Origin of the sequence: Pelomonas sp. Root1444, assembly GCF_001426885.1 — a bacterium.
Lineage (GTDB): Bacteria > Pseudomonadota > Gammaproteobacteria > Burkholderiales > Burkholderiaceae_C > Pelomonas.
This window is the reverse complement of record NZ_LMFP01000003.1, coordinates 379306-400860: the sequence shown is the minus strand read 5'-3', so window position 1 is coordinate 400860 and position 21555 is coordinate 379306. Positions and strand designations below refer to the sequence as shown.

24 protein-coding genes are annotated in these 21555 nt (G+C 70.9%); 13 read left to right on the top strand and 11 right to left on the bottom strand.

What is annotated here, in order from left to right; all coding sequences use genetic code 11:
• Nucleotides 1-17 precede the first annotated feature (17 nt).
• The 4 genes from ASD35_RS04670 to ASD35_RS04655 all read right to left on the bottom strand — a co-directional run bounded on the left by ASD35_RS04670 (nucleotide 18) and on the right by ASD35_RS04655 (nucleotide 3250).
• Nucleotides 18-767, bottom strand: coding sequence for an ABC transporter substrate-binding protein (locus ASD35_RS04670; protein ID WP_056873731.1), 750 nt, complete (start codon nucleotides 765-767; stop codon nucleotides 18-20).
• Between the two features lie 8 nt (nucleotides 768-775).
• Complete coding sequence (locus ASD35_RS04665) at nucleotides 776-2155, bottom strand: GAF domain-containing protein (protein WP_056873730.1); 1380 nt, start codon at nucleotides 2153-2155, stop codon at nucleotides 776-778.
• A 130-nt stretch (nucleotides 2156-2285) separates the two neighbouring features.
• Nucleotides 2286-2768 (bottom strand): hypothetical protein, encoded by a 483-nt coding sequence (locus ASD35_RS04660; RefSeq protein ID WP_056873729.1) that lies wholly within the window; start codon nucleotides 2766-2768, stop codon nucleotides 2286-2288.
• Nucleotides 2768-3250, bottom strand: a complete 483-nt coding sequence (locus tag ASD35_RS04655; protein ID WP_157275380.1) for a hypothetical protein — start codon at nucleotides 3248-3250, stop codon at nucleotides 2768-2770. Before ASD35_RS04655 ends, ASD35_RS04660 begins: the two co-directional genes overlap by 1 nt.
• A 249-nt stretch (nucleotides 3251-3499) precedes the next feature.
• Here ASD35_RS04655 and ASD35_RS04650 point away from each other — a divergent pair, with 249 nt between their 5' ends.
• Genes ASD35_RS04650 through ASD35_RS04630 form a run of 5 tightly spaced genes read left to right on the top strand, consistent with a single transcriptional unit; the run spans nucleotide 3500 to nucleotide 8329 of the window.
• Nucleotides 3500-5053 carry a hypothetical protein gene (locus ASD35_RS04650; RefSeq protein WP_157275379.1) on the top strand — a complete coding sequence of 518 codons (1554 nt, stop codon included), beginning with the start codon at nucleotides 3500-3502 and terminating at the stop codon, nucleotides 5051-5053.
• An 8-nt stretch (nucleotides 5054-5061) separates the two neighbouring features.
• On the top strand, nucleotides 5062-6126 hold the full coding sequence (locus ASD35_RS04645; RefSeq protein ID WP_056873726.1) for a hypothetical protein: 1065 nt from the start codon (nucleotides 5062-5064) through the stop codon (nucleotides 6124-6126).
• Between the two features lie 9 nt (nucleotides 6127-6135).
• Nucleotides 6136-7041, top strand: a complete 906-nt coding sequence (locus ASD35_RS04640) for a thiamine pyrophosphate-dependent dehydrogenase E1 component subunit alpha (protein ID WP_056873725.1) — start codon at nucleotides 6136-6138, stop codon at nucleotides 7039-7041.
• 9 nt (nucleotides 7042-7050) lie between these two features.
• Complete coding sequence (locus ASD35_RS04635) at nucleotides 7051-7518, top strand: hypothetical protein (protein ID WP_082579918.1); 468 nt, start codon at nucleotides 7051-7053, stop codon at nucleotides 7516-7518.
• Between the two features lie 28 nt (nucleotides 7519-7546).
• The gene (locus ASD35_RS04630) at nucleotides 7547-8329 is read left to right on the top strand and encodes a PEP-CTERM sorting domain-containing protein (protein WP_056873723.1); all 783 of its coding nucleotides are present in this window, start codon (nucleotides 7547-7549) and stop codon (nucleotides 8327-8329) included.
• A gap of 122 nt (nucleotides 8330-8451) precedes the next feature.
• Here ASD35_RS04630 and ASD35_RS04625 read toward each other — a convergent pair whose 3' ends face one another.
• Genes ASD35_RS04625 through ASD35_RS04610 form a run of 4 tightly spaced genes read right to left on the bottom strand, consistent with a single transcriptional unit; the run spans nucleotide 8452 to nucleotide 12013 of the window.
• Entirely contained in the window at nucleotides 8452-9027 is a 576-nt protein-coding gene (locus ASD35_RS04625; RefSeq protein WP_056873722.1) for an ABC-type transport auxiliary lipoprotein family protein, read from the bottom strand.
• A complete protein-coding gene (locus ASD35_RS04620; RefSeq protein ID WP_056873721.1) occupies nucleotides 9024-9992 on the bottom strand; it encodes an MlaD family protein in 969 nt (322 codons plus the stop codon). The genes ASD35_RS04625 and ASD35_RS04620 overlap by 4 nt, the downstream gene beginning before the upstream one ends.
• A 5-nt stretch (nucleotides 9993-9997) precedes the next feature.
• The gene (locus ASD35_RS04615; protein WP_056873720.1) at nucleotides 9998-10846 is read right to left on the bottom strand and encodes an ABC transporter ATP-binding protein; all 849 of its coding nucleotides are present in this window, start codon (nucleotides 10844-10846) and stop codon (nucleotides 9998-10000) included.
• 3 nt (nucleotides 10847-10849) lie between these two features.
• Nucleotides 10850-12013 (bottom strand): ABC transporter permease, encoded by a 1164-nt coding sequence (locus tag ASD35_RS04610; protein WP_157275378.1) that lies wholly within the window; start codon nucleotides 12011-12013, stop codon nucleotides 10850-10852.
• 114 nt (nucleotides 12014-12127) lie between these two features.
• Here ASD35_RS04610 and ASD35_RS04605 point away from each other — a divergent pair, with 114 nt between their 5' ends.
• The 6 genes from ASD35_RS04605 to ASD35_RS04580 all read left to right on the top strand — a co-directional run bounded on the left by ASD35_RS04605 (nucleotide 12128) and on the right by ASD35_RS04580 (nucleotide 17058).
• Nucleotides 12128-12751: an RNA polymerase sigma factor gene (locus tag ASD35_RS04605; protein WP_056873719.1), complete on the top strand. Its 624-nt coding sequence runs from the start codon at nucleotides 12128-12130 to the stop codon at nucleotides 12749-12751.
• Nucleotides 12751-13362: a zf-HC2 domain-containing protein gene (locus tag ASD35_RS04600; protein WP_082579916.1), complete on the top strand. Its 612-nt coding sequence runs from the start codon at nucleotides 12751-12753 to the stop codon at nucleotides 13360-13362. Before ASD35_RS04605 ends, ASD35_RS04600 begins: the two co-directional genes overlap by 1 nt.
• Nucleotides 13359-14576, top strand: coding sequence for a S8 family serine peptidase (locus tag ASD35_RS04595; RefSeq protein WP_056873717.1), 1218 nt, complete (start codon nucleotides 13359-13361; stop codon nucleotides 14574-14576). The genes ASD35_RS04600 and ASD35_RS04595 overlap by 4 nt, the downstream gene beginning before the upstream one ends.
• Before the next feature lie 161 nt (nucleotides 14577-14737).
• A complete protein-coding gene (locus ASD35_RS04590; protein ID WP_056873716.1) occupies nucleotides 14738-15448 on the top strand; it encodes a TorF family putative porin in 711 nt (236 codons plus the stop codon).
• A 78-nt stretch (nucleotides 15449-15526) separates the two neighbouring features.
• The gene (locus tag ASD35_RS04585; RefSeq protein WP_157275377.1) at nucleotides 15527-15976 is read left to right on the top strand and encodes a hypothetical protein; all 450 of its coding nucleotides are present in this window, start codon (nucleotides 15527-15529) and stop codon (nucleotides 15974-15976) included.
• Nucleotides 15973-17058 carry a hypothetical protein gene (locus tag ASD35_RS04580; RefSeq protein WP_056873714.1) on the top strand — a complete coding sequence of 362 codons (1086 nt, stop codon included), beginning with the start codon at nucleotides 15973-15975 and terminating at the stop codon, nucleotides 17056-17058. The genes ASD35_RS04585 and ASD35_RS04580 overlap by 4 nt, the downstream gene beginning before the upstream one ends.
• 15 nt (nucleotides 17059-17073) lie before the next feature.
• Here ASD35_RS04580 and ASD35_RS04575 read toward each other — a convergent pair whose 3' ends face one another.
• Complete coding sequence (locus ASD35_RS04575) at nucleotides 17074-17805, bottom strand: hypothetical protein (RefSeq protein ID WP_157275376.1); 732 nt, start codon at nucleotides 17803-17805, stop codon at nucleotides 17074-17076.
• A gap of 111 nt (nucleotides 17806-17916) precedes the next feature.
• On the bottom strand, nucleotides 17917-19260 hold the full coding sequence (locus ASD35_RS04570) for a leucine-rich repeat-containing protein kinase family protein (RefSeq protein ID WP_056873712.1): 1344 nt from the start codon (nucleotides 19258-19260) through the stop codon (nucleotides 17917-17919).
• 316 nt (nucleotides 19261-19576) lie between these two features.
• On the opposite strand from ASD35_RS04570, the gene ASD35_RS28495 reads away from it, so the two are divergent.
• Nucleotides 19577-19846, top strand: a complete 270-nt coding sequence (locus tag ASD35_RS28495; RefSeq protein WP_082579915.1) for a PEP-CTERM sorting domain-containing protein — start codon at nucleotides 19577-19579, stop codon at nucleotides 19844-19846.
• Between the two features lie 58 nt (nucleotides 19847-19904).
• Here ASD35_RS28495 and ASD35_RS04565 read toward each other — a convergent pair whose 3' ends face one another.
• On the bottom strand, nucleotides 19905-20549 hold the full coding sequence (locus ASD35_RS04565; RefSeq protein WP_056873711.1) for a hypothetical protein: 645 nt from the start codon (nucleotides 20547-20549) through the stop codon (nucleotides 19905-19907).
• A 201-nt stretch (nucleotides 20550-20750) separates the two neighbouring features.
• On the opposite strand from ASD35_RS04565, the gene ASD35_RS04560 reads away from it, so the two are divergent.
• Nucleotides 20751-21410: a PEP-CTERM sorting domain-containing protein gene (locus ASD35_RS04560; protein ID WP_157275375.1), complete on the top strand. Its 660-nt coding sequence runs from the start codon at nucleotides 20751-20753 to the stop codon at nucleotides 21408-21410.
• The last annotated feature ends 145 nt before the right edge of the window (nucleotides 21411-21555 follow it).

The window sequence follows — 21555 nt, the reverse complement described above, 5'->3', positions numbered from 1 at the left end:
GTAATCCACCCACCCCGCTAAGGCGGCTCGGCCGCTGCCGCGGCCGCTTCGTACTTCAGCGTCAGCTGCTCCAGCTCGCCGCTGTCCTTCATGCGGCGCGTGATCTCACCCAGGCGCGCTGCCAGCTCGCGGTGGCGGATGTGCAGGTGGTGGTGAAGCTCGAAGCGCGCCAGCTCCGGTGAGACGTCGACATCCTTGCCGCCCAGGCTGTGCAGTGCCGACTGGGCCGCCAGCGTCGAGCACACGGCCACGTCGATGCGGCCGGCCATCAGCATGCGAAACAGCTGCAGGACGTTCGGTGTCAGCGTCAGCGCCGGATGGTTCTCGGTCATCTCCTGCGCATAGGCCATGCCGCGGATCGCGCCGACGGCGTAGTGCCGCAGGTCGTCGCGCGACCGCACGCTGGCGCCGCGCGTCGGCAGCCAGTAGGCGCGCACGCCGATGCGGTAGAAGGCCGGGTCCACGCGCACGAGCAGCGGGTGGCTCTGGCCGTAGCTGGCGATGCGCATCAGCTCGCCATCGGCCTGGTCGCCTTGGGATGCGAGGCTGGCACGCGCGGCGGGCATGACCTCGATGCTCAGGCCCGTGCCGGCGCGCCGGTAGATCTCGGCCAGCAGCCGGCCTGCCACGCCGCTGCCGCCGGTCTTGCTCACGGCCGTGACGGTCAGCGCGTCCATGGCCTGGAGGCGCGGTGCGGCCAGGCCGAGCAGGGCCGCCGCGAACAGCCGCCGGCGGACATCGGGATGCGGACGCGTCGCTTGCGGCAACAGCGGTCTCAACCCTCGGTCGCCAGGCTCAGCGGCCCGTCGGCGATGAGCCGGTACTGGCCGCGGCCACAGCGTTCGATGTGCAGGCCGAAGTCGCGCTCGGCCAGGCGGCGCTCCAGCAACAGCAGGCGCACGCCGAGGTTGTCCTGCACTTCGGGCAGGCGCAGGTCGCCGCCGGCCAGCCGCAGCTCGCGCGTGCTGAAGGCCTCGCGACCGCTGTCGATCTGGTCGCGCACGAGCTTGGCGATGATGGCGCCCGCCACGCCCTTGATCAGGTACTGGTCGTTGACGAACACGCTGTGGTCGCGCGGGTAGTGGCGCACGCGCAGCGGCGCGCTGCCGCCGGCCTGCGTGTCGGCCGCCGCAGGCGCGGTCACCGGCTCCTCCACCAGCTCGGCCGTGCGCAGCGCCGCCAGGCCTTGCGCGAGCTGGGCGCCCACCGCGGTCAGCGCATCCTCGTCGTCGTAGCTGAAGAACTGGTCGCTCTCGCTCTCCACCAGCAGCGCGCCCACCGTGCGGCCGCGCGCACGCAGCGGCACCGCGAGCTGGCTGCGCGGGTTGGCCAGGCCGGGCAGGGGGATGGTGTCGGCCATGGCGGCCTGCAGGCCGAGCTGCTCCGCCTTGGCCCGCCACGACATGCCGTAGCTGTACATCTGGCTCATGTGGCCGATGCGGATGGGCACGTTCTCGCGCAGCGCCACGCCGGCCAGGCCCGCCTCGGCCAGCGGCAGCTCGGCACCGCTGCCGGCCTGCTCGTAGCCGATGCTCGCCAGCGTGTAGAGGCCCTGGCGCTGCTCGTCGAGCAGCCAGACGATGGCATGGGTGATGCGCAGGTCGCGCTGCAGGCCGTCGATGAAGGCGGTCAGCAGGCTGCGCAGGTCGGCCGCCTCGGCGAGCTGCTCGCTCAGGCGGCGCACGCCAGTGGCGAGATCGCAGCGCGGCGCCATCGAAGGCAACGGGTGCACCGGGTCGAGCTTGCGCAGCGACTCGACGCGGTAGACGTCGGCACCGCGCAGGTGGAAGACCTTCTCCATGCCCGTCTGCGCGGCAATGCCCGCGAGCTTGGCGCGCAGCCGCTCGAACACCGGCCCTTCGGTGTCGGTGCGCTCGTAGCGCAGCTGCAGCAGCACGGACACACCGGTGAACGGGTCCTCCACGCTGAGCGCGACGCGGCCGGTGGCCAGGATGTTGGCGCGCGCGCGGTTGAGGAACTGGTAGGTCAGCGCGACGTGCTCGTCGTCGATGTACTCGGCGTGCGACAGGTAGTTGACGTGCGGCATGCCGTCGGCGCCCACCGAGCACATGGCCGGCGGAATGACGCCTTCGAGCAGGCGGCGCACGTCGCGCAGCTTCAGCGAACGCCTCTCAGGTTGGGTGGCTGCGTTCATATCAGGCGTTCCAATTTGTCCCGTCGTGCAGGCCGTCGATTTGTCCAAGCGGCCGTCGTGGAACTGGCTTTGCCAGGCCACTGACGGCGCCCCCTTGAGGGGGCCGGCGAAGCCGGTAGGGGGTGGGCTGTCATGGCATCAGATCTATGGCTTGGCCGGCGCCGGGGCCGGGGGTCTGGTCCCACGCGGCCAGCGGCGTGAAGCGCACGCAGCTCAGCTGGGCCGGTGTCAGCTCGCCCAGCACGGCCATGACCTGGCGCCGGTCGGCACCGAACATCTCGATCTGCCGCAGCCAGGCTTCGAAGCAATGCGCCAGCTTCGGCGCCTGCTCGGCGCTGGCGGGCAGCACCTCGGCGTCGATGCCCTTCACATGCAGCACGTGATAGTTGCTCGGCCGGCCGGCGCAGACCGCGACGCGGCCGGTGGCGCGGATGGCGGCCAGTAACTCGGCGCCCTGCAGGCTGCGCACCAGCACTTCCAGGCGGCCGTCGGGCAGTGCCCAGGCACCGTGCGCGAAATGCAGCTCGGGCTGGCCCTCGGGCGTGCATGAGCCCACGCGCAACGTGACGCCCTCCTGCAGGTGGGCGATCCAGGCGTCAGGCAGGCGGGCCATCAGCGCAGCAGCTCCACAGGCTGGCCGGCGCCGGGGCCAGGTGTCTGGTCCCAGGCGCCGATGGGCGTGAAGCGGATGCCGGCCAGGCGCTGCACATCCAGGTCGTACCAGATCGCCATGATGGCCTCGCGGGTGAAACCATAGGGCTCGACCTGGGCAATGAAGCGTTCCCGGCAACGCTCGAACAGCGCGGCGTGGCCCGGCGTGGCGGTGCACACCTCGGCGTCGACGCCCTTGACGTGCAGCGTGAGATGGCTGCCCGGCTGCGCCGCCACGTAAGCGATGCGGCCGCTGGACTGCACTGCGGCGAGCAGGCGGTCGCCGGTCTCGACCGCCAGCAGCACCTCCAGGCGGCCGTCGGCCAGGGCTTGCGCGGCCAGTGCGCGGCAGATCTCGGGCTGGCCGTCGGCATGGCTGCTGCCGAGGCGGTGCGAGACCCCGCTTTCGAGATGGGCGGCCCAATTGGGTGGCAGTTGCGGCAAGGGGCGGGCGGGTTCCAGCAAAGGCCCGAATGATAGGCAGGCGGGCGGCGCCGACCGGGTTAGCAAACACTTAACAAACCCTTAGCCGAGAACTAGCAGCGCGCTGAACGCAGGCCGAACACAGTAGAGCCCACGCCGGACGCAGACCCGCGCAACACCTCAATGCCCAAGACACCGTTCGGCCGGAGCCCCTGCATGGCACCGGCGCGGCGGAGCCTTGCCCGACACACGCGAACCAAGAAGCACGCCATGAACGCACGCCCCATCCCCTTGCTGAGCGCCTTGCTCGCCGCCGCCCTGCTGCAGGCCTGCGGCGGCGGTGGCAGCGACGCGGGCCCCACGTCCACGCCGACGTCCACACCCAGCCCTTCGCCCGCACCGGTTCCCGCTCCCGCACCTGCCCCGACGCCGACGCCGGCTCCCGCACCCGCACCCGCACCAGTGCCGGCCGTCACGGCCGTGGGCGCGGCGCTGGGCCCGGTCGTTGCCAGCGCCCGCATCGGTGCGGCCGGCGGCCGGCTCGATGCGCCCGACTACGGCCTGGCTGTCATCGTGCCGGCGGGCGCCTTCGACAGCGAACAGCTCGTCACGCTGCAGCCCATCGAGAACACCGCGCCCGGTGCCCGCGGCGGCGCCTGGCGCATCCAGCCCGAGGGCCTGCAGGCCAAGCAGCCGGTCACGCTGGCCTGGCAGCCCAGCGCGGCCGAGCGCAACGGCGCCCGGCACCTGCGCATCGCGACGCAAGGCGCCGACGGCATCTGGCGCAGCGCCGCCTCGGGCACCGACAGCGATGGCGTGGTGCGCACGACCACCACGCATTTCAGCGACTGGTCCCTCGTGGCCGGCGTGCAGCTGCGCCCGGGCGCGGCCGATGTCGGGCTGCAGCAGGCGCAGGACCTGACCGTGATGGTCTGCGGCCGCGGCAGCGACACCGCGCTGCCGGGGCACGACCGGCACTTCACCTGCGAGACCGATGGCGGCGCGGTGCTGTCGTCGGATGGCTGGGCGGTCAACGGCGTGACCGGCGGCAGCGCCAGCGTCGGCACGCTGACCGGCGTCGACACCATCGGCCCGTTGAAGCGCACCTACCGCGCGCCCGCCGCGCTGCCGACGCAGAACCCGGTGGCCGTGTCCGTCCACTATCGCGACCCCTTCGACGACGTCGACGGCCCGGTGCAACTGGTGGCGAACCTGACCGTCATCGACCCGCAGGCCGGCTGCGACTGGCTCAAGCGCGTCAACACGCTCAACGTCGCGCTGGAGCAGGACTACCAGTGGGCCGGCGCCGACGCGCAGGGCAGCGCCCGCTACGCCCACCGCGCCCGCGTCGCGGGCAAGCTGCAGCGCGACCCGATGTCGCCCGTCGGCCAGGTCTGGTTCGCCGGCAACGCCGAGACCGGCAGCATCGGTGTGGACCAGTTCTACAGCAGCGCCCATGCGCCGGACACGATCCAGGTCACCGCCCAGGGCGCGCCGCTGACCCACGCCGACGTGTCGCTGCTGCGCGCCTTCGTCGATCTCGCGACCTGCAAGCTGGACTTCACCGGCTATGTGCCCGTGCCAGCGCGCCATGTGCGCACGTACAAGGGCGTGCCGAGCGAGATGGAGGCCAAGGTCAGTGGCCTGTCCTTCCGCGTGGCCGGCTATGCGCTGGCCGGTCGACGCCAGTTCGGCGAGGAACGCCTGCTGCCCGTCGAGCTGGGCCGGCGCGTGAACACCGAGTTCGTCGACCCCGACAGCCACCGCGAGTTCGACGGCGTCTCGGGCAGCTCGCGCCTGCGCTGGTCGCTGGTCCCGCAGTGAGCGCCGCCATGAAGCAAGCCTCGTGCTTCACGCTGCTGCTCGCGGCCGGCGCCGTCCACGCGCACTGCTGGGCCCCCGATGCCGCCGAGCCGATCAGCAACGACGGCCTGCCCGTCAAGCATGCGTCGTTCAAGCCGCTGCACGCCGCCATGGACCAGTTCGAAGCCCAGGCCAAGCCCAACCCCGGCCTGCTGGCGCTGCCCGACGTGCGGCTGCGCATCACCCGCGCGGTGCTGGATTCGGACGAACCCAGCCGCCGCCCGCGCGAAGCGGTCATCCATGCGCAGGGCTTCGGCCCCGAGACCTGGACGGGCAAGGGCTGTGACATCCATGCCGAGGCGGCCCAGCGCATCGGCCCGCGTGCAGGCTTCAGCGTCTTCATCAACGCGCCGCTGGCGACGATGAACCGCTGGGCGCACGACGAGCAGCTCAGCGCCTACCTCGAAGGCGAGCGCGGCGAGGCGATGCAGGGCTGGCCGGTGTACCGCGGCTGCGCCGTCATCGGCCCGGAGCGCCGCGTCCCGTGGGTGCCCGTGCCAGTGGGCGAGATGCTGGCCTACTTCGAGCGCGAGCAGCAACGCAAGATCGAGGACTGGGACCGCAGCAACAAGACCGCGCTGCAGCCCTTCGACCTGGCTGCGGCGGAGCGCAAGGCCGAGCAGATCCGTGCGCAGAACGCCCAGGCCGCCGAACTGCTGCTGATGACTGCCCGGCAGCGCAAGGCCGGCGAAGTGAGCTTGCACCAGCAGCTTGGGCGCAACCGCCAGATGCTGGTCGGCGAGCTGGACGACCTGCGCCGCACCCGCGCCGCCATGAGCGCCGAGCAACTGGCCGAGCCCTACCGGCTGGGCACCGGCCGCCACCGCCTGCCGACGCCGGCTGAAGCCGGCCGGCCGCTGAAGCGACTGGTGAAGCTGGACCCGTCCTTCCCGTGGGATGGCCGCAACCGCACGCGCATCCAGCTGCTGACCGTCTGCGCCAGCGCCCACCCCGACAACCCCGCCTACGCCCGGCCGATGCGCGACGCCGTCGCTGCGCTGGACCTCGGCCGCCTCGCCGCCCTGTTGAACTGAACACACGCCATGACGCACGCCATGCCCGATGCGCTGTCCCGCCTGGACGCGATGCTGTTGATCCGTGCCTATGAACAGCGGCTGATCGACACGCGCCAGCCTGGCGTCTGCAGTGCGCTCGGCCAGGAGGCCTGCGCCGTCGGCGTCGTCGGGGCGCTGGGACCGCGTGACCTGCTGGTCAGCAACCATCGCAATGCCGGCCACCTGCTGGCGCGCGGTGCCGCGCCCGAGCGCCTGTTCGCCGAGGTGCTGGGCCGCGCCAGCGGCTACTGCGGCGGGCAGGGCGGTGCCATGCACGTCTCGATCCGCTCGCTCGGCATCGTGCTGACCTCGCCCGTCGCCGGCGCAGGCCTGGCGATGGCTCCGGGCGTGGCGCTGGCGCAGAAGCTCGGCGCCCAGCCCGACGGCCTCACGGTCGTGTTCTTCGGCGACGGCGCGGCCTGCCAGGGCGGCTTCCATGAAGCCGTGAACCTGGCGGTGACCTGGCGCCTGCCGCTGCTGTTCGTCTGCGAGAACAACCAGTGGCAGGGCGCCGTGCACCGCCGCGAAGCCATGGCTGGCGAGCATGTGGCCGACTGGGTGCAAGGCCACGGCCTTGCCGCGGCGGTGGTCGATGGCAACGACGTCGAGGCGGTGCACGCCGCCGCCGAGCAGGCGGTTGCCGCCATCCGCGACGGCGGCCGGCCGCGCCTGCTGGAACTGGTGACCTACCGCCAGCGCGGCCACTGCGAGCCCGCCGAGCAGGCGTACGTCTGCGCCAGCGAGCACGCGCAGTGGCTCAGGCGCGACCCCATCCAGCACCACGCCCGCCGACTGGCCGCCCAGGGGCGGCTCGGCGGCGACGACCTGGCCGGCCGCATGGCCCAAGCGCAGGGGCGGGTCGAGCGTGCCTATGCCGCGGCGCAAGCCGCCTGAGGACGCGCCATGACTCCGATGACTTCAGAACAGGCCGTGATGGCGGCCCTCCATGCCGCGATGGCGACCGACCAGCGTGTGCTGCTGCTCGGCGCCGGCGTGGCCACGCGCCAGACGGCGCTGCTCGCGGCCTTCGGCGCTGAGCGGGTGCGCAACACGCCGCTGGCCGAGGCCGGTGTCGTGGGCTGCGCACTCGGCGCCGCGGCCATGGGCCTGCGCCCCGTCGTGCAGTTGCAGTCGCCGCTGCGGGCGCTCGACCTGCTCGCCCATGTGCCCCCGCTCGGGCCGCTCAGCGGCGGCCAGTTCGAGTTCCCGCTCGTGCTGCTGGCGGGCGCCGGCGACGGCCTGGCCGCGGCCATCTTCCGTTGCATCCCGGCGCTGCAGGTGCTGCTGCCCGGGGCCCCCGCCGAAGCGGCCGACCTGCTGCGCGGCGCGCTGGGCCAACCTTGGCCCAGCCTGCTGCTCATCCAACCCTGAAACCCATTCTTTCAACAGAGGAACCACCATGACCACGAACCACAAGACCTCTTTCACGCTGCTGCTCGCCGTCGCCGCCTCGGCGTGGCTCGCCCTCTCACCGGCCCGAGCCGCCACGCCCAACTACGGCGCCTATGCCGGCGTCTACGGCGGCAGCCGCATGGGCGGCGAAGGCAGCTTCAGCGCGATGGCCAATACCTTGCCGACCCACGGCAAGTACTCCTACGGCTGGGGCCAGGCGCTGCTCGGCGACGGCACCTTGCACGCGGCGTCCGGCGCCACGCCGTGCCCGAGCTGCCATGCCAAGACGGGCACCAACTCGGTCGCACGCTACTGGGACACCGTCACCTTCCACAACGGCAAGAACCTCGGCCTCGTCGAGCTCAGCGTCAGCATCGACGGCACGCTGACGCCCGGCAATTCACAAGCTTCCGCGCGCTTCTATGTCGGTCACGCGCATGCCGATTTCTTCGACCACCTGGACGCCTACGCGCCCGCCGTCGCGCTGGCGTCGGGCACCACCGTGCTCGGTGACGAGCTGTTCGTGCCGCTGGGTGATGCCACGTACTTCGTCTTCGCCGAGCTCACCACCTCGGCCGTGGCGCTGCCCTATGCCGGCAGCCCGAACGCCAGCGCCGATTTCGGCAACACGCTGCACTTCCGCTGGACGCTGCCCGACGGCGTGACGACCAGCTCCGCCTCGGGCCAGTTCATGACGGCGGCGGTGCCCGAGCCGTCGAGCTGGATGATGGCCGGCACGGGCCTGCTGGCACTGGGCTGGCTGCAGCGGCGCCGTGGCCTGCGCCGGTGATTCAGCGCAGCCCGGCGAGCGCCTCCGCCATCGCCTGCCGGTAGGCGGGCAGGTCCTGCAGGTCGTTGCGGCCGCCGCCTTGGACGCGCACCAGCCGTGCCTGCGGCACGACGGCAGGCTGCTCAGCGGCAGGAGACCGCGAGCCAGCCCGCAAGCTGCGGCAGCCAGTCGTCCACCACCTGGGCGAGCGCCCGCACGGCGCCGGGTGCGTCGGGCGAGGCGGCAGGGCGCTCCAGGCGCCAGTGCTGCTGCAGGGCGGGGCTGGCGTTGCCGGCTGGCCAGAGCGTGGCATGCACGCGCAGCACCGCCTGGCTTTCGGTCGGGCTGCTGAACACCTGCTCGAACGCGTCCAGGTTGACGGCCAGCAGGGCGGCGGGCCGGCCGGCACAGCCCGGCATGGCCGCCAGCTGCTGGCGCAGGCGCTGGGTCAGCAGCGCAGCCGGTGGCGCGGCCCAGGCGCTGTCGCGGTACTGCTCCAGGCGCTGCGCCTGCTGGAAGGCCAGGCGGTAGGCAATGCCTTCGCTGGCCAGCCAGGGCGGGGCGGTCACGTCGGTGAGGCGCCAGGCCAGTGCGCCGCCGCTGGCCGGTGCCGCAGCCGCTGGGCCGAGGTCGTAGACGGCGCGCGCGGGCGCGGTCGGGGCGAGGGAGCAGGCGCTCAGGGCCAGCGCGGCGGCGATCAGGGGCAGGGCGACTCTCATTTGCTGCCACCTGCCTTCAGCCGCGCATCAAAACCTGCCTCGCCCGGTCCGGGCGGCTGGCCGCTGCGGCCGAACAGCAGGCTCTGCGGATGCTCGCCCACGTCGCGGGCGGCGCGCTCGATGCTGCGGCTGGCAGCGGACAGGTCGGCCACCAGCGGGCGGGTGCGCGGCGGCGTGTCGCCCACCAGCGCCAGTTCCAGGTTGCGCGTCGTCGTCTGCAGCTGAACGGCAGCGCCATCGAGGCGGTCGAGCACCGCGACGCGGGTCTTGAGTTCCTGCGTCAGCTGGCGGCTGTCGGCGGCCAGCGCCTCGATCTCGCGCAGCGCGGCGCTGGCGCGCTGCGCGGTCGCGTCGGCGTCCTTCAAAAAGACGGGCAGCTCGCGCGCGCCCGGCTGCAGCGCGGCCATCAGCCGGCTGGTGTCGCCGGCGGCCTGCTCCAGCTGCACGAGGCTGCGGTTCAGCTGCGCGCGGTTGCCCTCGCTGAGCAGCGCATTGAGCCGGTCGGCCGTCTCGGCGAAGCCGGCCAGCAGCAGCGGGCCGCTCTCGGCCAGGCGGTCCAGCAGCGTGGGCTTGAGCGCGATGCGCGCACCCGGCGCGGCACGCGTCAGCGGCGCCTTGGCATCGGCTTCCTCCAGGCCGATGAAGGACAGGCCGGTGACGCCCTGCAGGCCCAGCTGGGCGAAAGTGCTGGCGGACACCGGTGCGGCGGCGTCGACGGCGATGTCGACCAGGATCTGGCGCGGGTCGGCCGGGTCGAAGCCGATGCTGTCGACGTAGCCGACCTCGACGCCGCGCAGCTTGACGGGCGCCTTCAGGTTCAGGCCCGGCACGCCGCTGCGCGCGACGACGGTGTAGTGCACCCGCTCCGTGCGGTCGCCCTGGAACCAGGCGACGCTGGCCGCCAGGGCCAGGCCCAGCAGCAACAGGAACAGGCCGGCGGCGATGGCGTGGGCTTTGTTTTCCATAAGGCCTACACGTTAGCTTCTTCGCGAAGCACGGCGGGCACGCCGCCTTCCTCGCTGGTGTCGTCCAGGCTGAGGCGGAAGCGGCGAACGTCTTCCTCGGCGCAGCGCTCGACATGGCCGAGGAAGAAGTTGCGCACGAAGTGGTGGGGCAGGCGCGCGACCTCGGCCAGCGGGCCGCAGGCGATGATGTGCTGGTCGGCCAGCACGGCCACGCGGTCGACGACGGCGAACAGCGTGTCGACGTCGTGCGTGACCATGACGACGGTCAGCCCCAGCTCCTGGCGCAGCTTGCGCAGCAGCTTGACGAACTGCTTGGCGCTGTCGGGGTCCAGCCCCGCGGTGGGCTCGTCCAGGAACAGCAGCTGCGGGTCGAGGATGAGCGCGCGCGCCAGCGACACGCGCTTGACCATGCCGCCGGACAGTTCGGCCGGCCGCTTGAGCGCGTCCTCGGGCTTGAGGCCGACCTGCGCCAGCTTGAGCATGACGAGTGGTTTGACGAGGTCGGGCGGCACGCTCTTCAACTCGCGCAGCGGCAGCGCGATGTTGTCGAACACGCTGAGCGCCGAGAACAGCGCGCCGGCCTGGAACAGCACGCCCCAGCGGTAGCGCACGCACTCCAGGTCGCGCACGGCGCAGCGGCCCAGCGGGTGGCCGAAGATCTTCACGCTGCCGGCCTGCGGCACTTCCAGGCCCAGCAGCAGGCGCAGCAGCGTCGTCTTGCCCGAGCCCGAGCCGCCGATCAGCGCCATGACCTCGCCGCGGTAGACGGTCAGGTGCAGGTCGCGGTGGATGACGTGGCCGCCCAGGGCGGTGGTCACGCCGTCGACTTCGATGATGGGCTCGCTGCTGTCCATGCTTCAAATGCCCACGTTGGAGAACAGCACCGCGAAGATCGCGTCGACGACGATGACCAGCGTGATGGCGGTGACGACCGATTGCGTGACCGCCCCGCCCAGGCTCTCGGTGTTGGGCTTCACGCGCAGCCCGAAATGGCTGGCCAGCAGCGCGATCAGCGCGCCGAAGATGACGGACTTGCTCCAGCCCAGCCACAGGTTGGCCGGCTCGACGACGCCAGGCAGTGCACGCAGGAAAGTGGCCGGGTCCAGCCCCAGCTGGGCGCCGGCTGCCGTCATGCCGCCCAGCAGCATCAGGCCGCTGGTCCACAGCGCCACCAGCGGCAGCGAAATGGCCAGCGCCACCACCTTGGGCAGCACCAGCCGCACGGTGTGCGAGATGCCCATGACGGACAGCGCGTCCAGCTCCTGCGTGACGCGCATGACGCCGATCTGCGCCGTCATCGCCGAGCCCGAGCGGCCCGCCACGATGATGGCCGCCAGCAGCGGCCCCAGCTCGCGCAGCACCGCCAGGCCCAGGATGTTGATGACGAAGATGTCCGCACCATAGGCCTTGAGCTGCTTGGAGATCAGGTAGGACAGCGTCAGCCCGACGAGGAAGCCCACCAGCGCCGTGATCGGCAGCGCCTGCGCGCCGGTGCGGTAGACGTTGGCCGAGATCTCGCGCCAGCCGATCAGCGACGGGTGGCGCAGCACGCGCAGCAGGTCGAGCAGCAGCCGGCCGGTGAGGGCGACGATGTCGACGCCGTGGCGCGCGAAGGCCAGCAGGCTCAGGCCCGCCGATGCCAGCCCGGGGCCCAGGCCCGGCCGGCGCCGGGGCAGGGCAGCGGGCTGCATGAACTGCGCGAACAGCGTGACGTGCTCGGGCAGCCACAGCAGCCGCGACGGCGGCTTCTGCCCCCAGCCCTGCCACAGCGTCAACGCCCCGGCGGTGTCCAGCCGGCTCAGGTTGCGCAGGTCCCACAGCGGGTCGTCGCCGGCCGTGGCGGCGCTGGCGACGCGCTCGCGGAACTCCTCGTAGCGCCCCCGCAGGCCCAGCAGCGTCCAGTCGCCGCTGACCCGCCATTCCCGCGGGCCGGCGGCCAGCAGTTGCGGTTCGGCGTCGGCCGAGCCACCCGCCCAGTCCTGGGGCTCGGGGGGCAGGGACAGGGCGCCGGCATCGCTCATGGGCGCAACGATAGCGCCCCTGGGCGGCGCCGCCCGATACGATGGCTTTGAACCTTTTGCTGCCGAGCCGGAACTCAGCCCCATCGAACCCTGAAAAACCCTGGTCTGGCAAGCATGTTGAAGTGGCCCAGCCTCAAGAAAAAGCGCGACGACGGCGCGGCGCCCGCCCGCGGGCCGGCGTCCGAGCAGCTCGAGCTGGAGCTGCTGGCCAGCATCAAACGGGGCCAGCGCGCCGATTTCGAGACGCTCTACCGCCTCTACCACCCGCGGCTGTGGCGCTTTCTGGTGCACATGCTGCGCCATGGCGATCTGGTCGAAGAGGTGCTGAACGACACGCTGATGGTGGTCTGGCAGCGCGCCGACAGCTTCGACGGCCGTAGCAAGCTGTCGACCTGGATCTTCGGCATCGCCTACCGCAAGGCGCTCAAGGCGCTGAGCCGGCAGGACCTGCCGGTGGATGCCGACGACTGCGAGGAGCCCGCCGACCCCGGCCCCGGCCCAGAGCAGCAGCTGGGCCTGGCGCAGCTGCGCGTGCGCCTGGCCGAGGCGCTGGCCGAGCTGTCGCCCGAGCACCGCGCCGTCGTCGAGCTGTGCTATTTCCATGACATGGCCTATGGCGAGATCGCCGAGGTCGTCGGCTGCCCGCCCGAGACCGTCAAGACGCGCATGTTCTACGCGCGCCGCCGGCTGCGCCTGCTGCTGGATGACCTGGCGGGCGCTGGCCAAGGAGAACCGTGATGAGTACCGTCGTCCCCATGAAACATGATGAGCACGTGGCCATTCAGGCCTTGCTGCCCTGGTATGCGCGCGGCCAGCTCGGCGTTGAAGAGATGGGCGAGGTGCAACAGCACCTGCTGCACTGCCAGGCCTGCCGCAATGAACTGGCCGCCGAGCTGCCGATGCAGACGCTGCTGACCATGGGCGACGCGCTGCCCCAGGGCGGCGACGTCGAGGCGGGCCTCGCCAAGATGCGCGCCAAGCTGCCGCGGCCCGCCGCCGCGACCCGCGCGCCGCGCTGGATGCCCTGGGCCCTGGGCCTGCAGGGGGCGGCGGTGGCAATGCTGCTGGGCCTGTGGCTGCAGGCGCGCGACGATGCGCCGGCCTACCAGGGCCTGTCGGCCCCGGTCGACAGCGCGCCGGTCGCGGCGGATGCCCTCGTCATGTTCAAGCCCGGCACCAGCGAGCAGGCGCTGCGCGAGCTGCTGCAGGCCGAGGGCGCCAGCGTCGTCGCCGGGCCGACCGAGACGGGCGCGTGGCTGCTGCGGGTGCAAGCGCAAGGGCTGGCGGCGCTGCGCGCGTCGCCCCTCGTCGCGCTGGCCGAGCCGCTGCAGCCGGGGTCGCCGCGATGAAGCATTGGCTGCTCGGGCTGATGCTGCTGTTGGGCTGCGCCCTGGGCCGGCCTGCATGGGCCCAGGCGGAGGAGGCGCAGCGCCAGGTGCTTGTCATGCTGCAGCTGCCCAAGGCCCACTTCCGGCCCGACGGCAGCTACGCCGGCAGCTATGGCGAGGGCGTGGGCCGGCGGGCACGCCAGCAGGTGGCGCAAGACCTGGCCCGTGCCCACCGGCTGGAGATCCGCAGCGAATGGCCGATGCCGATGGCCGGCGTGGACTGCTTCGTCATGCACCTGCCCGCGGGCGATGCGCGCACCACCGTCCAGGTTGCGCGGGCCGTGTCCGAGGACAAGCGCGTGGCCTGGGCCCAGCCGGTCAGCCTCTATCAGGCCGAGCGCGCCAGCCACCAGGAACCGCTCTACGCCGCCCAGCCGGCGGCGCAGCAATGGCGACTGGCGGACATGCACCGGCTGGCCACCGGCCGCGGCGTGCGCATCGCCGTCGTCGACAGCGGCGTCGAGGCCGGCCACCCCGACCTGGCGGGGCAGGTGGTGCAGAACCTGAACTTCGTCGACGACCGCCCGCCGCCGGCCGAGGGCCATGGCACCGCGGTGGCCAGCATCATCGCGGCGCGGGCCGACAACGGCGCCGGCATCGCGGGCGTGGCGCCGCAGGCCCGCCTGCTGGCGCTGCGTGCCTGCTGGCAGGCAGGGCCGGCGCAGACGCTGTGCAGCAGCCTGGGCCTGGCCAAGGCGCTGTACGCGGCCATCCAGCAGGACGCCCACATCGTCAACATGAGCCTGAGCGGGCCGGACGACCGGCTGCTGGCGCTGCTGCTGGACCAGGCGCTGGCGCGCGGCGTGGCGGTGGTCGCCGCGCTGCCGGGCCAGGGCGGGCCGGGCTCGTTCCCGGCCAGCCACCCCGGCGTCGTCGTCGTCGGCAGCGCGCTGCCGCTGCCGGCCGGTGCGATGCTGGCGCCCGGCCGCGACGTGCCGAGCGCCGCGCCGGGCGGCGGCTGGTCGCTTGTCACGGGCTCGTCCTTCGCGGCCGCGCATGCCTCGGGCCTACTCGCGCTGGTGCGCGAGCTGGACGCCAAAGGCCTGCAACCGGGCGTGCTGAAGACGGCCTTCGTCACCGCCCCGCAAGGCCGCATCGACGGCTGCGCGACGCTGGCCCGCCATGCCGGTGCGCGCGGCGCCGCCTGCGCGGCACTGGGGCAAACTCCCGACTGAGAGGGTCAGAGCCTTTCACCCATGCCCGCCTTGCACGCCAAAACGCCCCCACTCGTCGTTGCAGATGCTCGCCATGGCGCGAGCGATGGCTGTGCTTTGCGCGTGGATGGCGGGCGCTTCGACGCGCCTTTCGGGCCCGGCCGAAAGACGCTCGCCCTCTGATGCCCCGCGCGCGCCTGGCCCGACTGGTGACCCTCATCGCCGCGTTGCTCGGCGCTGCGGCGCTGGCACGGGCGGATGTCGGCGGCAGCGTGTCCCTGCAGACGGATGCGCGCGAGCGCGGCATGTCGTACAGCGCCGAGAAGCCCAGCGCGCAGCTGGGCCTGGCCTGGGACGGCGATGGTGGCTGGTATGCCGGCGCCCAGCTGGCGCATGCCCGCTTCGTGCAGCGGCACGGCGCCCGCCTTCAGGCCTACGGCGGCCGCGTCGTCGAGCTGGTGCCAGGTCTTGATGGCGAGGCCGGCGTCATCGCGCAGGCCTTCGAGAACGTGTCGCACTACGACTTCCAGGAGGTCTACGTGGGCCTGCTCGGCGAGCGCTGGAGCCTGCGCCTGTACCACTCGCCCAATTACTACGGCAGTGGCCAGCGCAGCGTCTATGGCGAGTTCAACCTGCGCTGGCCTGTCGCCAAGGGCGTGGGCCTGATGGGCCATGTCGGCGTGCTGCGCGGCTATGGCGCGACGGCGGCGGCCGTCTATGCCGCAGCACATGGCCCGACGCGGGTGGACCTGCGTGCGGGCGCGTCCTGGCTGCTGGGCGAAAGCTGCGAGCTGCAACTGGCCTGGGTCTCCGCCAGCCGCGGCGGGCCCTACACCTGGAGCGATGCGGCGCGCCGCCGCAGCGTGCTGCTGGGGGCCACGGCAACTTTTTGAGTCGATTCCTTCCATCGCTTGAACCCGCCGGCCGCGGGCTGGCACTCACCGCGCAGTAACAGCCAGGAAAGGTGAGCGATGAAAGTTTCCAGAATGGGTTTGGGTGCGCTCTGCGCAGCGGTTGCGTTGATCGCCGGCTGCGGCGGCGGCAGCGGCGACGGACTGGATGCCAACGGCCGCCCGGTCGGTGAGGGCGACGACCCGAGCGGGCCGATGACGGCCAGCTTCAACTCCATCCAGTCGCATGTGTTCACGCCGGTTTGCACGGCCTGCCATTCGGGCAGCGCCGCGCCGCGCGGCCTGCGGCTGGACGCGGCCAACAGCTTCGCGCTGTTGGTCAATACGCCCAGCGGGGGCGTGCCGTCGCTGATGCGTGTGAAGCCGGGCGATGCCGACAACAGCTACCTCGTGCAGAAGCTCGAAGGGCATGCCGCCGTCGGCGCGCGCATGCCGCTGGGCGGGCCCTACCTGGACGCCAACACGATGACGCTGATCCGCCTGTGGATCAACAACGGAGCGCAGAAATGAAGGGGCTGCGGCTGCTCATCGGCTTCGTCCTCGCGCTGGCGTTGTCGCCTGCCGCGCAGGCGGAGCCCTACCTTGCCATCCGCTACGGCCTCAAGTGCGTGGCCTGCCACGTGAACCCGACCGGCGGCGGCCTGCGCAACGCGGTCGGCAACTCGTTCGCGCAGAACTCCATCGCGGCCAACCCGCTGCCCAACGCCCTGCAGGGCTGGAACGGCGCGCTGCTGGACGACCGGCTGCGCCTGGGCGGCGACTTCCGCACCGCGACGACCCGCACCTCGGTGTCGGGCCAGCCCACGACCAGCGTCGGCGGCACTGAGCAGGCACGGCTGTACGCCGACGTGCAGATCATCAAGGAGTACCTGGGCGTCCACCTCGACCAGCAGATCGCACCGGGCAAGGCCGAGCGCCAGGAGGCCTATGTGCGCCTGTCGACGCCGGGCATGGGCTGGTACGCCAAGGCGGGCCAGTTCTACCTGCCCTTCGGCTGGCGGCTGCAGGACAGCCTCGCCTTCGTGCGCCAGCTCAGTGGCGTCAGCATGACCGTGCCCGACAAGGGCTTCGAACTCGGCCATGAAAGCGAGCAGCTCTCCGCGCAGGTGGCCTACACCAACAGGCCCGGCAACAGCGGCAGCACCACCGGCCACCAGCTGACCAGCCAGATCGCCTGGCTGCAGCCCTGGGGCCGCGTGGGCGCGGCGATGGCGCGCGTCACGTCGACGGCCGGCGACCGCCAGGCCTACGGGCTGTTCGCCGGCACGACGACGGGGCCTGTGACCTGGCTGGGCGAGGTCGACGTCGTCAGCGACGCCGGCTTCCCCGAGGGCACCCGCCGCCAGTTCGCGACGCTGCTTGAGGCCAACTGGCTGGTGCGGCAGGGCCACAACCTCAAGCTGACCGCCGAGTACCTCGACCCCGACCGCCGCGTGGCCCACGACAACAAGGTGCGCCACAGCCTGGTCTACGAGTACACGCCGATCGCGTTCGTGCAACTGCGTGCGGGCTACCGGCGCTTTGGCGGCATCCCGCAGAACGCGGTGGACAACCGGCGGCAGACCTTCGTCGAGCTGCACGGGCTGTTCTAGCGGCGGCGGCGAGGCTCAGCGCCGAGCGCGCCTGCGCCTCGCCAGCCAGTGCAGCACGACGGCGCCGGCCGCCAGCAACGCGGCCGGTGCCGGCTCGGGCACCGGCGACACGCTGACGATGAACTCCAGGCTGTCGATGCTGGCGCTGCCCGCGCCGTAGCTGGCCGCAGTGCCATCGTCGCCTTCGACGTAGCTGGCAGCCAGGCTGAAGCCGATCGACAGGTCCGACGCGGCCGGATCCAGCGCCACCGTCGTGCTGAAGTTCGAGTCGTTCCATTGCACGGCGCCCGGCATGCCCAGCCCGCCGTAGCCATTGCCCACCAGCGAGAAGCTGCCGGTTATGACGGCCTGCACGCCATGGAGCTGGTAGCCCGGGTCTGCCGTGAAGGACAGCCCCGCGAACTGCAGCGTGGCGACCACCTCGTGCAGGCCCTGGACGCCGCTGCCCCCGACATAGGCGTACAGCTGCGGCTGGATGCGAAAGCCGTCGCTGGCGGCCGTGTGAATGACCTGCAAGGCGGGCAGGGACTGCGGCGGGCTGAACGAGGCATCCGAGCCATTGACCAGCAGCACCTCGGCGCCATAGGACGCCGCGCCTGCCGCGAAGCTGGCGGTGACGCGGCCGAGATCGACGCTGCACGGGTCGCTCGACCCATCGCAATCGGCCGCCATCGCCGCGGCGCCGGCGAATTGAAGGCCGCCGCAGAGCAGCAACGCGGTCGAGGACGGAATTCGCAGTCCATGCATGGTCGTCTCCTGGGTTTGCCCGGCCCCCTGGCCGGCAGAGGACTCTAGGGAATCAAGGGCGCCGGCGGTGGGTTCAAACGTGGTGGCCGCGAGGCCGAAGGGCAGGTCGCGTCAGCGCGACGCCAGCTGGCGCATGGCCCGCGCCACGTCTTCGGCACTGGGCCGGCGGTCCACGTCGGTATCCACGCAGGCCTGCGCGAGCGTCGACATGGGCGCCAGCGTGGGCGCAGCGTCATCGCAGCAGGCCGCCAGCTCTTCCAGGAGGCAGCCGAAGGCACGCACGTCCATCGCCCGCAACCGCGCGGCCTGATGCGGCGGCACGCTGGCCAGGAAGGAGGCAGCGCCGAAGTCGCCCAACCGGGCCTGTCCGCGACCGTCGTGCAGGATGTTGTGCGCGTACAGGTCGCCATGCGTCAGGCCGCGTGCGTGCAGGTGCGCCAGCGCGTCGGCCATGCCGGCTGCAATCGACAACGCGGCCGCGGGCGGCAGGCGCAAGTCCGGGTCGTAGACATCGCGCGTGCAGGACGCCAGGCTCGGCGGCGCGGCCAGCGTGCGGAACTCGGCGCCCACCAGCGGCATCAGCAGGCCGTCCGCACCGGCGGGGTGGCCGCCGAGGCGGCCGATGGCGGGGATGAGCTGTGGGTGCGAACCGGCCTGCAGGCAGGCCGCCAGCTCCGTCAGCGGCAGGCCGTCGCTGGTGACCTCACCCTTGAAGACCTTCAGCGCGACCGCCTCGCCATCGGTGCGTGCCGCCCGGTAGATGTGGCCCGAAGCGCCTTCGCCCAGCTGCGCCTGCACGTCCAGCTCCTGCCAACGCACGCGGGGCATGGGCGCGTGTTCGAGCGCATCCGCCTCCAGCGCCATGCTGAACGGGTTGCCGCCGTGCGCCAGCCAGGTCAGCCGCGGCAGCGTGAGCAGCCAGCCCGGCAAGCCATCGAGCTGGTTGGCCGAGATGCGCAGCAGCTCCAGCCGCTCGCAGGCCGCCAGCGTGGCGGGCAGGGCGGTCAGCCGGTTGCCGGCCAACGCCACTTTCTGCAGCCGCGGCCGGCGGCCCAGCTCGTCCGGCAGCGTGGCGATGCGGTTGTCGGTCAATATCAACCAGCGCAGCTGCGGCGGCAACGCGGCGGCCGGCACGGTGTCGATCTGGTTGGCCTTGAAGCCCACCATCTCCAAGGCTTCGCACCGCCCCAGCACCTCGGGCAGCCGCGTGAAACGGTTGTTGGCGCAGAAGATGACCCGCAGCCGATGCAGCCGGGCCAGGTCTGCGGGCAGGTCGTCCAGCTCGTTGCCGGACAGGTCCAGCACCTCCAGCGTGTCGGCGAGCGTGTAGACCTCTTCGGGCAGTTCGCGCAGGCCGGCGCGGACGGTCAGGCGCTGGGCGCCGTGCAGGGCGCCGGAGCGAAGTTGTTCAAGGGTGTGCAAGCGTGGGTCCTGTGACGGAATGGAAAGCCCCATACGCTTTCGCGAATGAGGCTTGAATGGGCTCTCGTGCCCGTTCTGTGCACCGTGCTTTCGCTCGGTTGAGCGGATTCTTCTCTATTGCCTTGGTCCGGATGGCCGGTTGCAGGTCAAACCCCACTGAGCCGGCGCCAGCGGAGGGCTACCAGGTCTGGGAGGTGAACTGGTATCAGACATGGTCGGAGTCGGTTTCTGACGTTCAGTTGCAGGCTGCCGGAGCTTCGTTCGGTGGCATCGCAGCCAGCTCTGGCAGCTGGAGTTTCTCGTCTACCTTCGCTGACCCCGGGACGTACGTCGTTCAGTTGACGGGCGGGTGGACCACCCGTACCGAGCGCTACATCAGCACGGAAACAGCATCGCGCAACTGCTACAACTTGGATCCAGAAGGAGGGGCGCGCTTCAATGCGACTCCTGGCAATGGAGCTACTACGACAACATCGATTCGTGGGACTCCGGAAGCCAGTTCAACCCACTGTCGTTAACGATCGAGGTCGCTGCGCCAGTTCCTGAGCCGGCGACGATGGCAATGCTCATCCTTGGCTTGGCGGTGCTCGCGTTCTTTGCGCCACGTCAGCGCGGGTGACGATTCAATCGCCCAGTGCTGAGGCCTCCCATCCCCTGCCGGTGTCCCGGAATGCAAATCAGCCCCTTCTACAGCCCCTCCGCCGATGGCTGAGCAAATTCGTGTGTCGCAGAATCAGCAGGGCCAATCCGCCAGCCAGAAGATGCAGGCTTGCCCCTTCTGGCACTGGCGTGGCGATGATCGTGGCGGAGCCGGGGCTGCCGCTGATGCACGGCCCGGTCAGCACACCGGTTGGGCCGAAGCTGCAGCCTTGACCCTTATCGACAGTCGCATCACTGGCATACCAGTCCACGTTGGTGGCGCCACCCTTGACTATGGAGAGCGACGAGCCGTTGTAAGCCGGTTCAGACCAAAGACGGATGTCGTAAGAGGTGATCTCCCCGGCAGAGTCGGTCCAGAGAAACGCCAGCTGTGTGCCACTCATCGTCCAGGAGCCGGTGCCAATCTTGAAGTCAACAAACGACACAGTTGCTTCGGCGCTCACTTGATTGGGCATCAAGTCAGCGATCAAGGTGAGAGATCCAATGAACGAGTCTTCAGGTGGCGAAGAGAAGCCAAACACAGTCTCGCCCGCTCCAATTGCCGTCGCCTTCAAATCGACCGTGTAGATGAGAGGCTTCGCTTGAGCGCCCGGAGCGCCGAAAGCAATGAGCAAAAACAGAAGTGCCGCACTGAGGTACGAGCTGATCCGCTGAGTACGCATGGAGTTCTCCCGCTGAGAAGCTCCACATTCTGGTCACGCGGACCATCCTCTGCCCCCCTAGAAATCTGACGACTCCAAGCCCGTCCCGCTTCCGCTTCCAACGCTTCGAGCAGCGCGCGTCCGATTGGCCTTCACTAGGGATGGCGCGTCTGCGGGCCAACTCATGAAGATGCGCCCACCTGAACCCTTGAGGAGGCTATCTTGAAATCGTCACTTCTGTTGCACGGGCTGCTGCTGGCGGCAAGCGCTTCCCACGCCGTGCCAATTGCCGCGGGCGGATTCATCTCGCCGTTACCGGGTACAACGGTCGCGGCACGGCCGGAATTGGCTGGAACCGTGGTGGAAGACACAGTCCGCAATGTGTCGGGAACGTTCACAGAGACCGGTCAAACGTTCAGTTTGCAAGTCCAAGACCGCGTGGTGCGGGCGGTCGATGGCACCTACGATTTTTATTATCAGGTCACTGTGCTGGACAAGCCGCCGAGCTATCCGCTAAGCATTCGTCGGGGCGGGTTCGTGGGATGGTCGACCGACATAGGCTGGCGGCTTGACGGCTCGGGCAGCCTCGCTCCTGAATCGGGCAGTCGCACGGCAGATGGCGACCGTTTACAGTTCAATTTCGGCTTTGGCGTGCCAGTGGGTGCGGAGACGTACTTCATGCTGATCGACACCAACGCGACGGCGTATGCGATGACCGGCACTGCCACTGTGGACCTATCTCCGGCGTTCAACGTGAACGGCTATGCGAGCTTCGCCACTTTCGCTCCTGCGGTCCCCGAGCCGTCCACCTACGCCTTGTTTGGCTTTGGTTTGGCCGGCCTGATTGTTTGGAGCCGCCGAAGAGGGCTTTCCTCGCGCTGATTCACGCCCCCTGCCGGTACACCAAGCCCGCCTCGCGCGGGCTTTTGTGTCTCTGCTGACCCCTGGGCGACGTTCGGCCAAGCGACCATCGAGCCGATCGCGCAAAGAAAATGCCCCACAGGCTTTCGCATGTGAGGCTTTGATT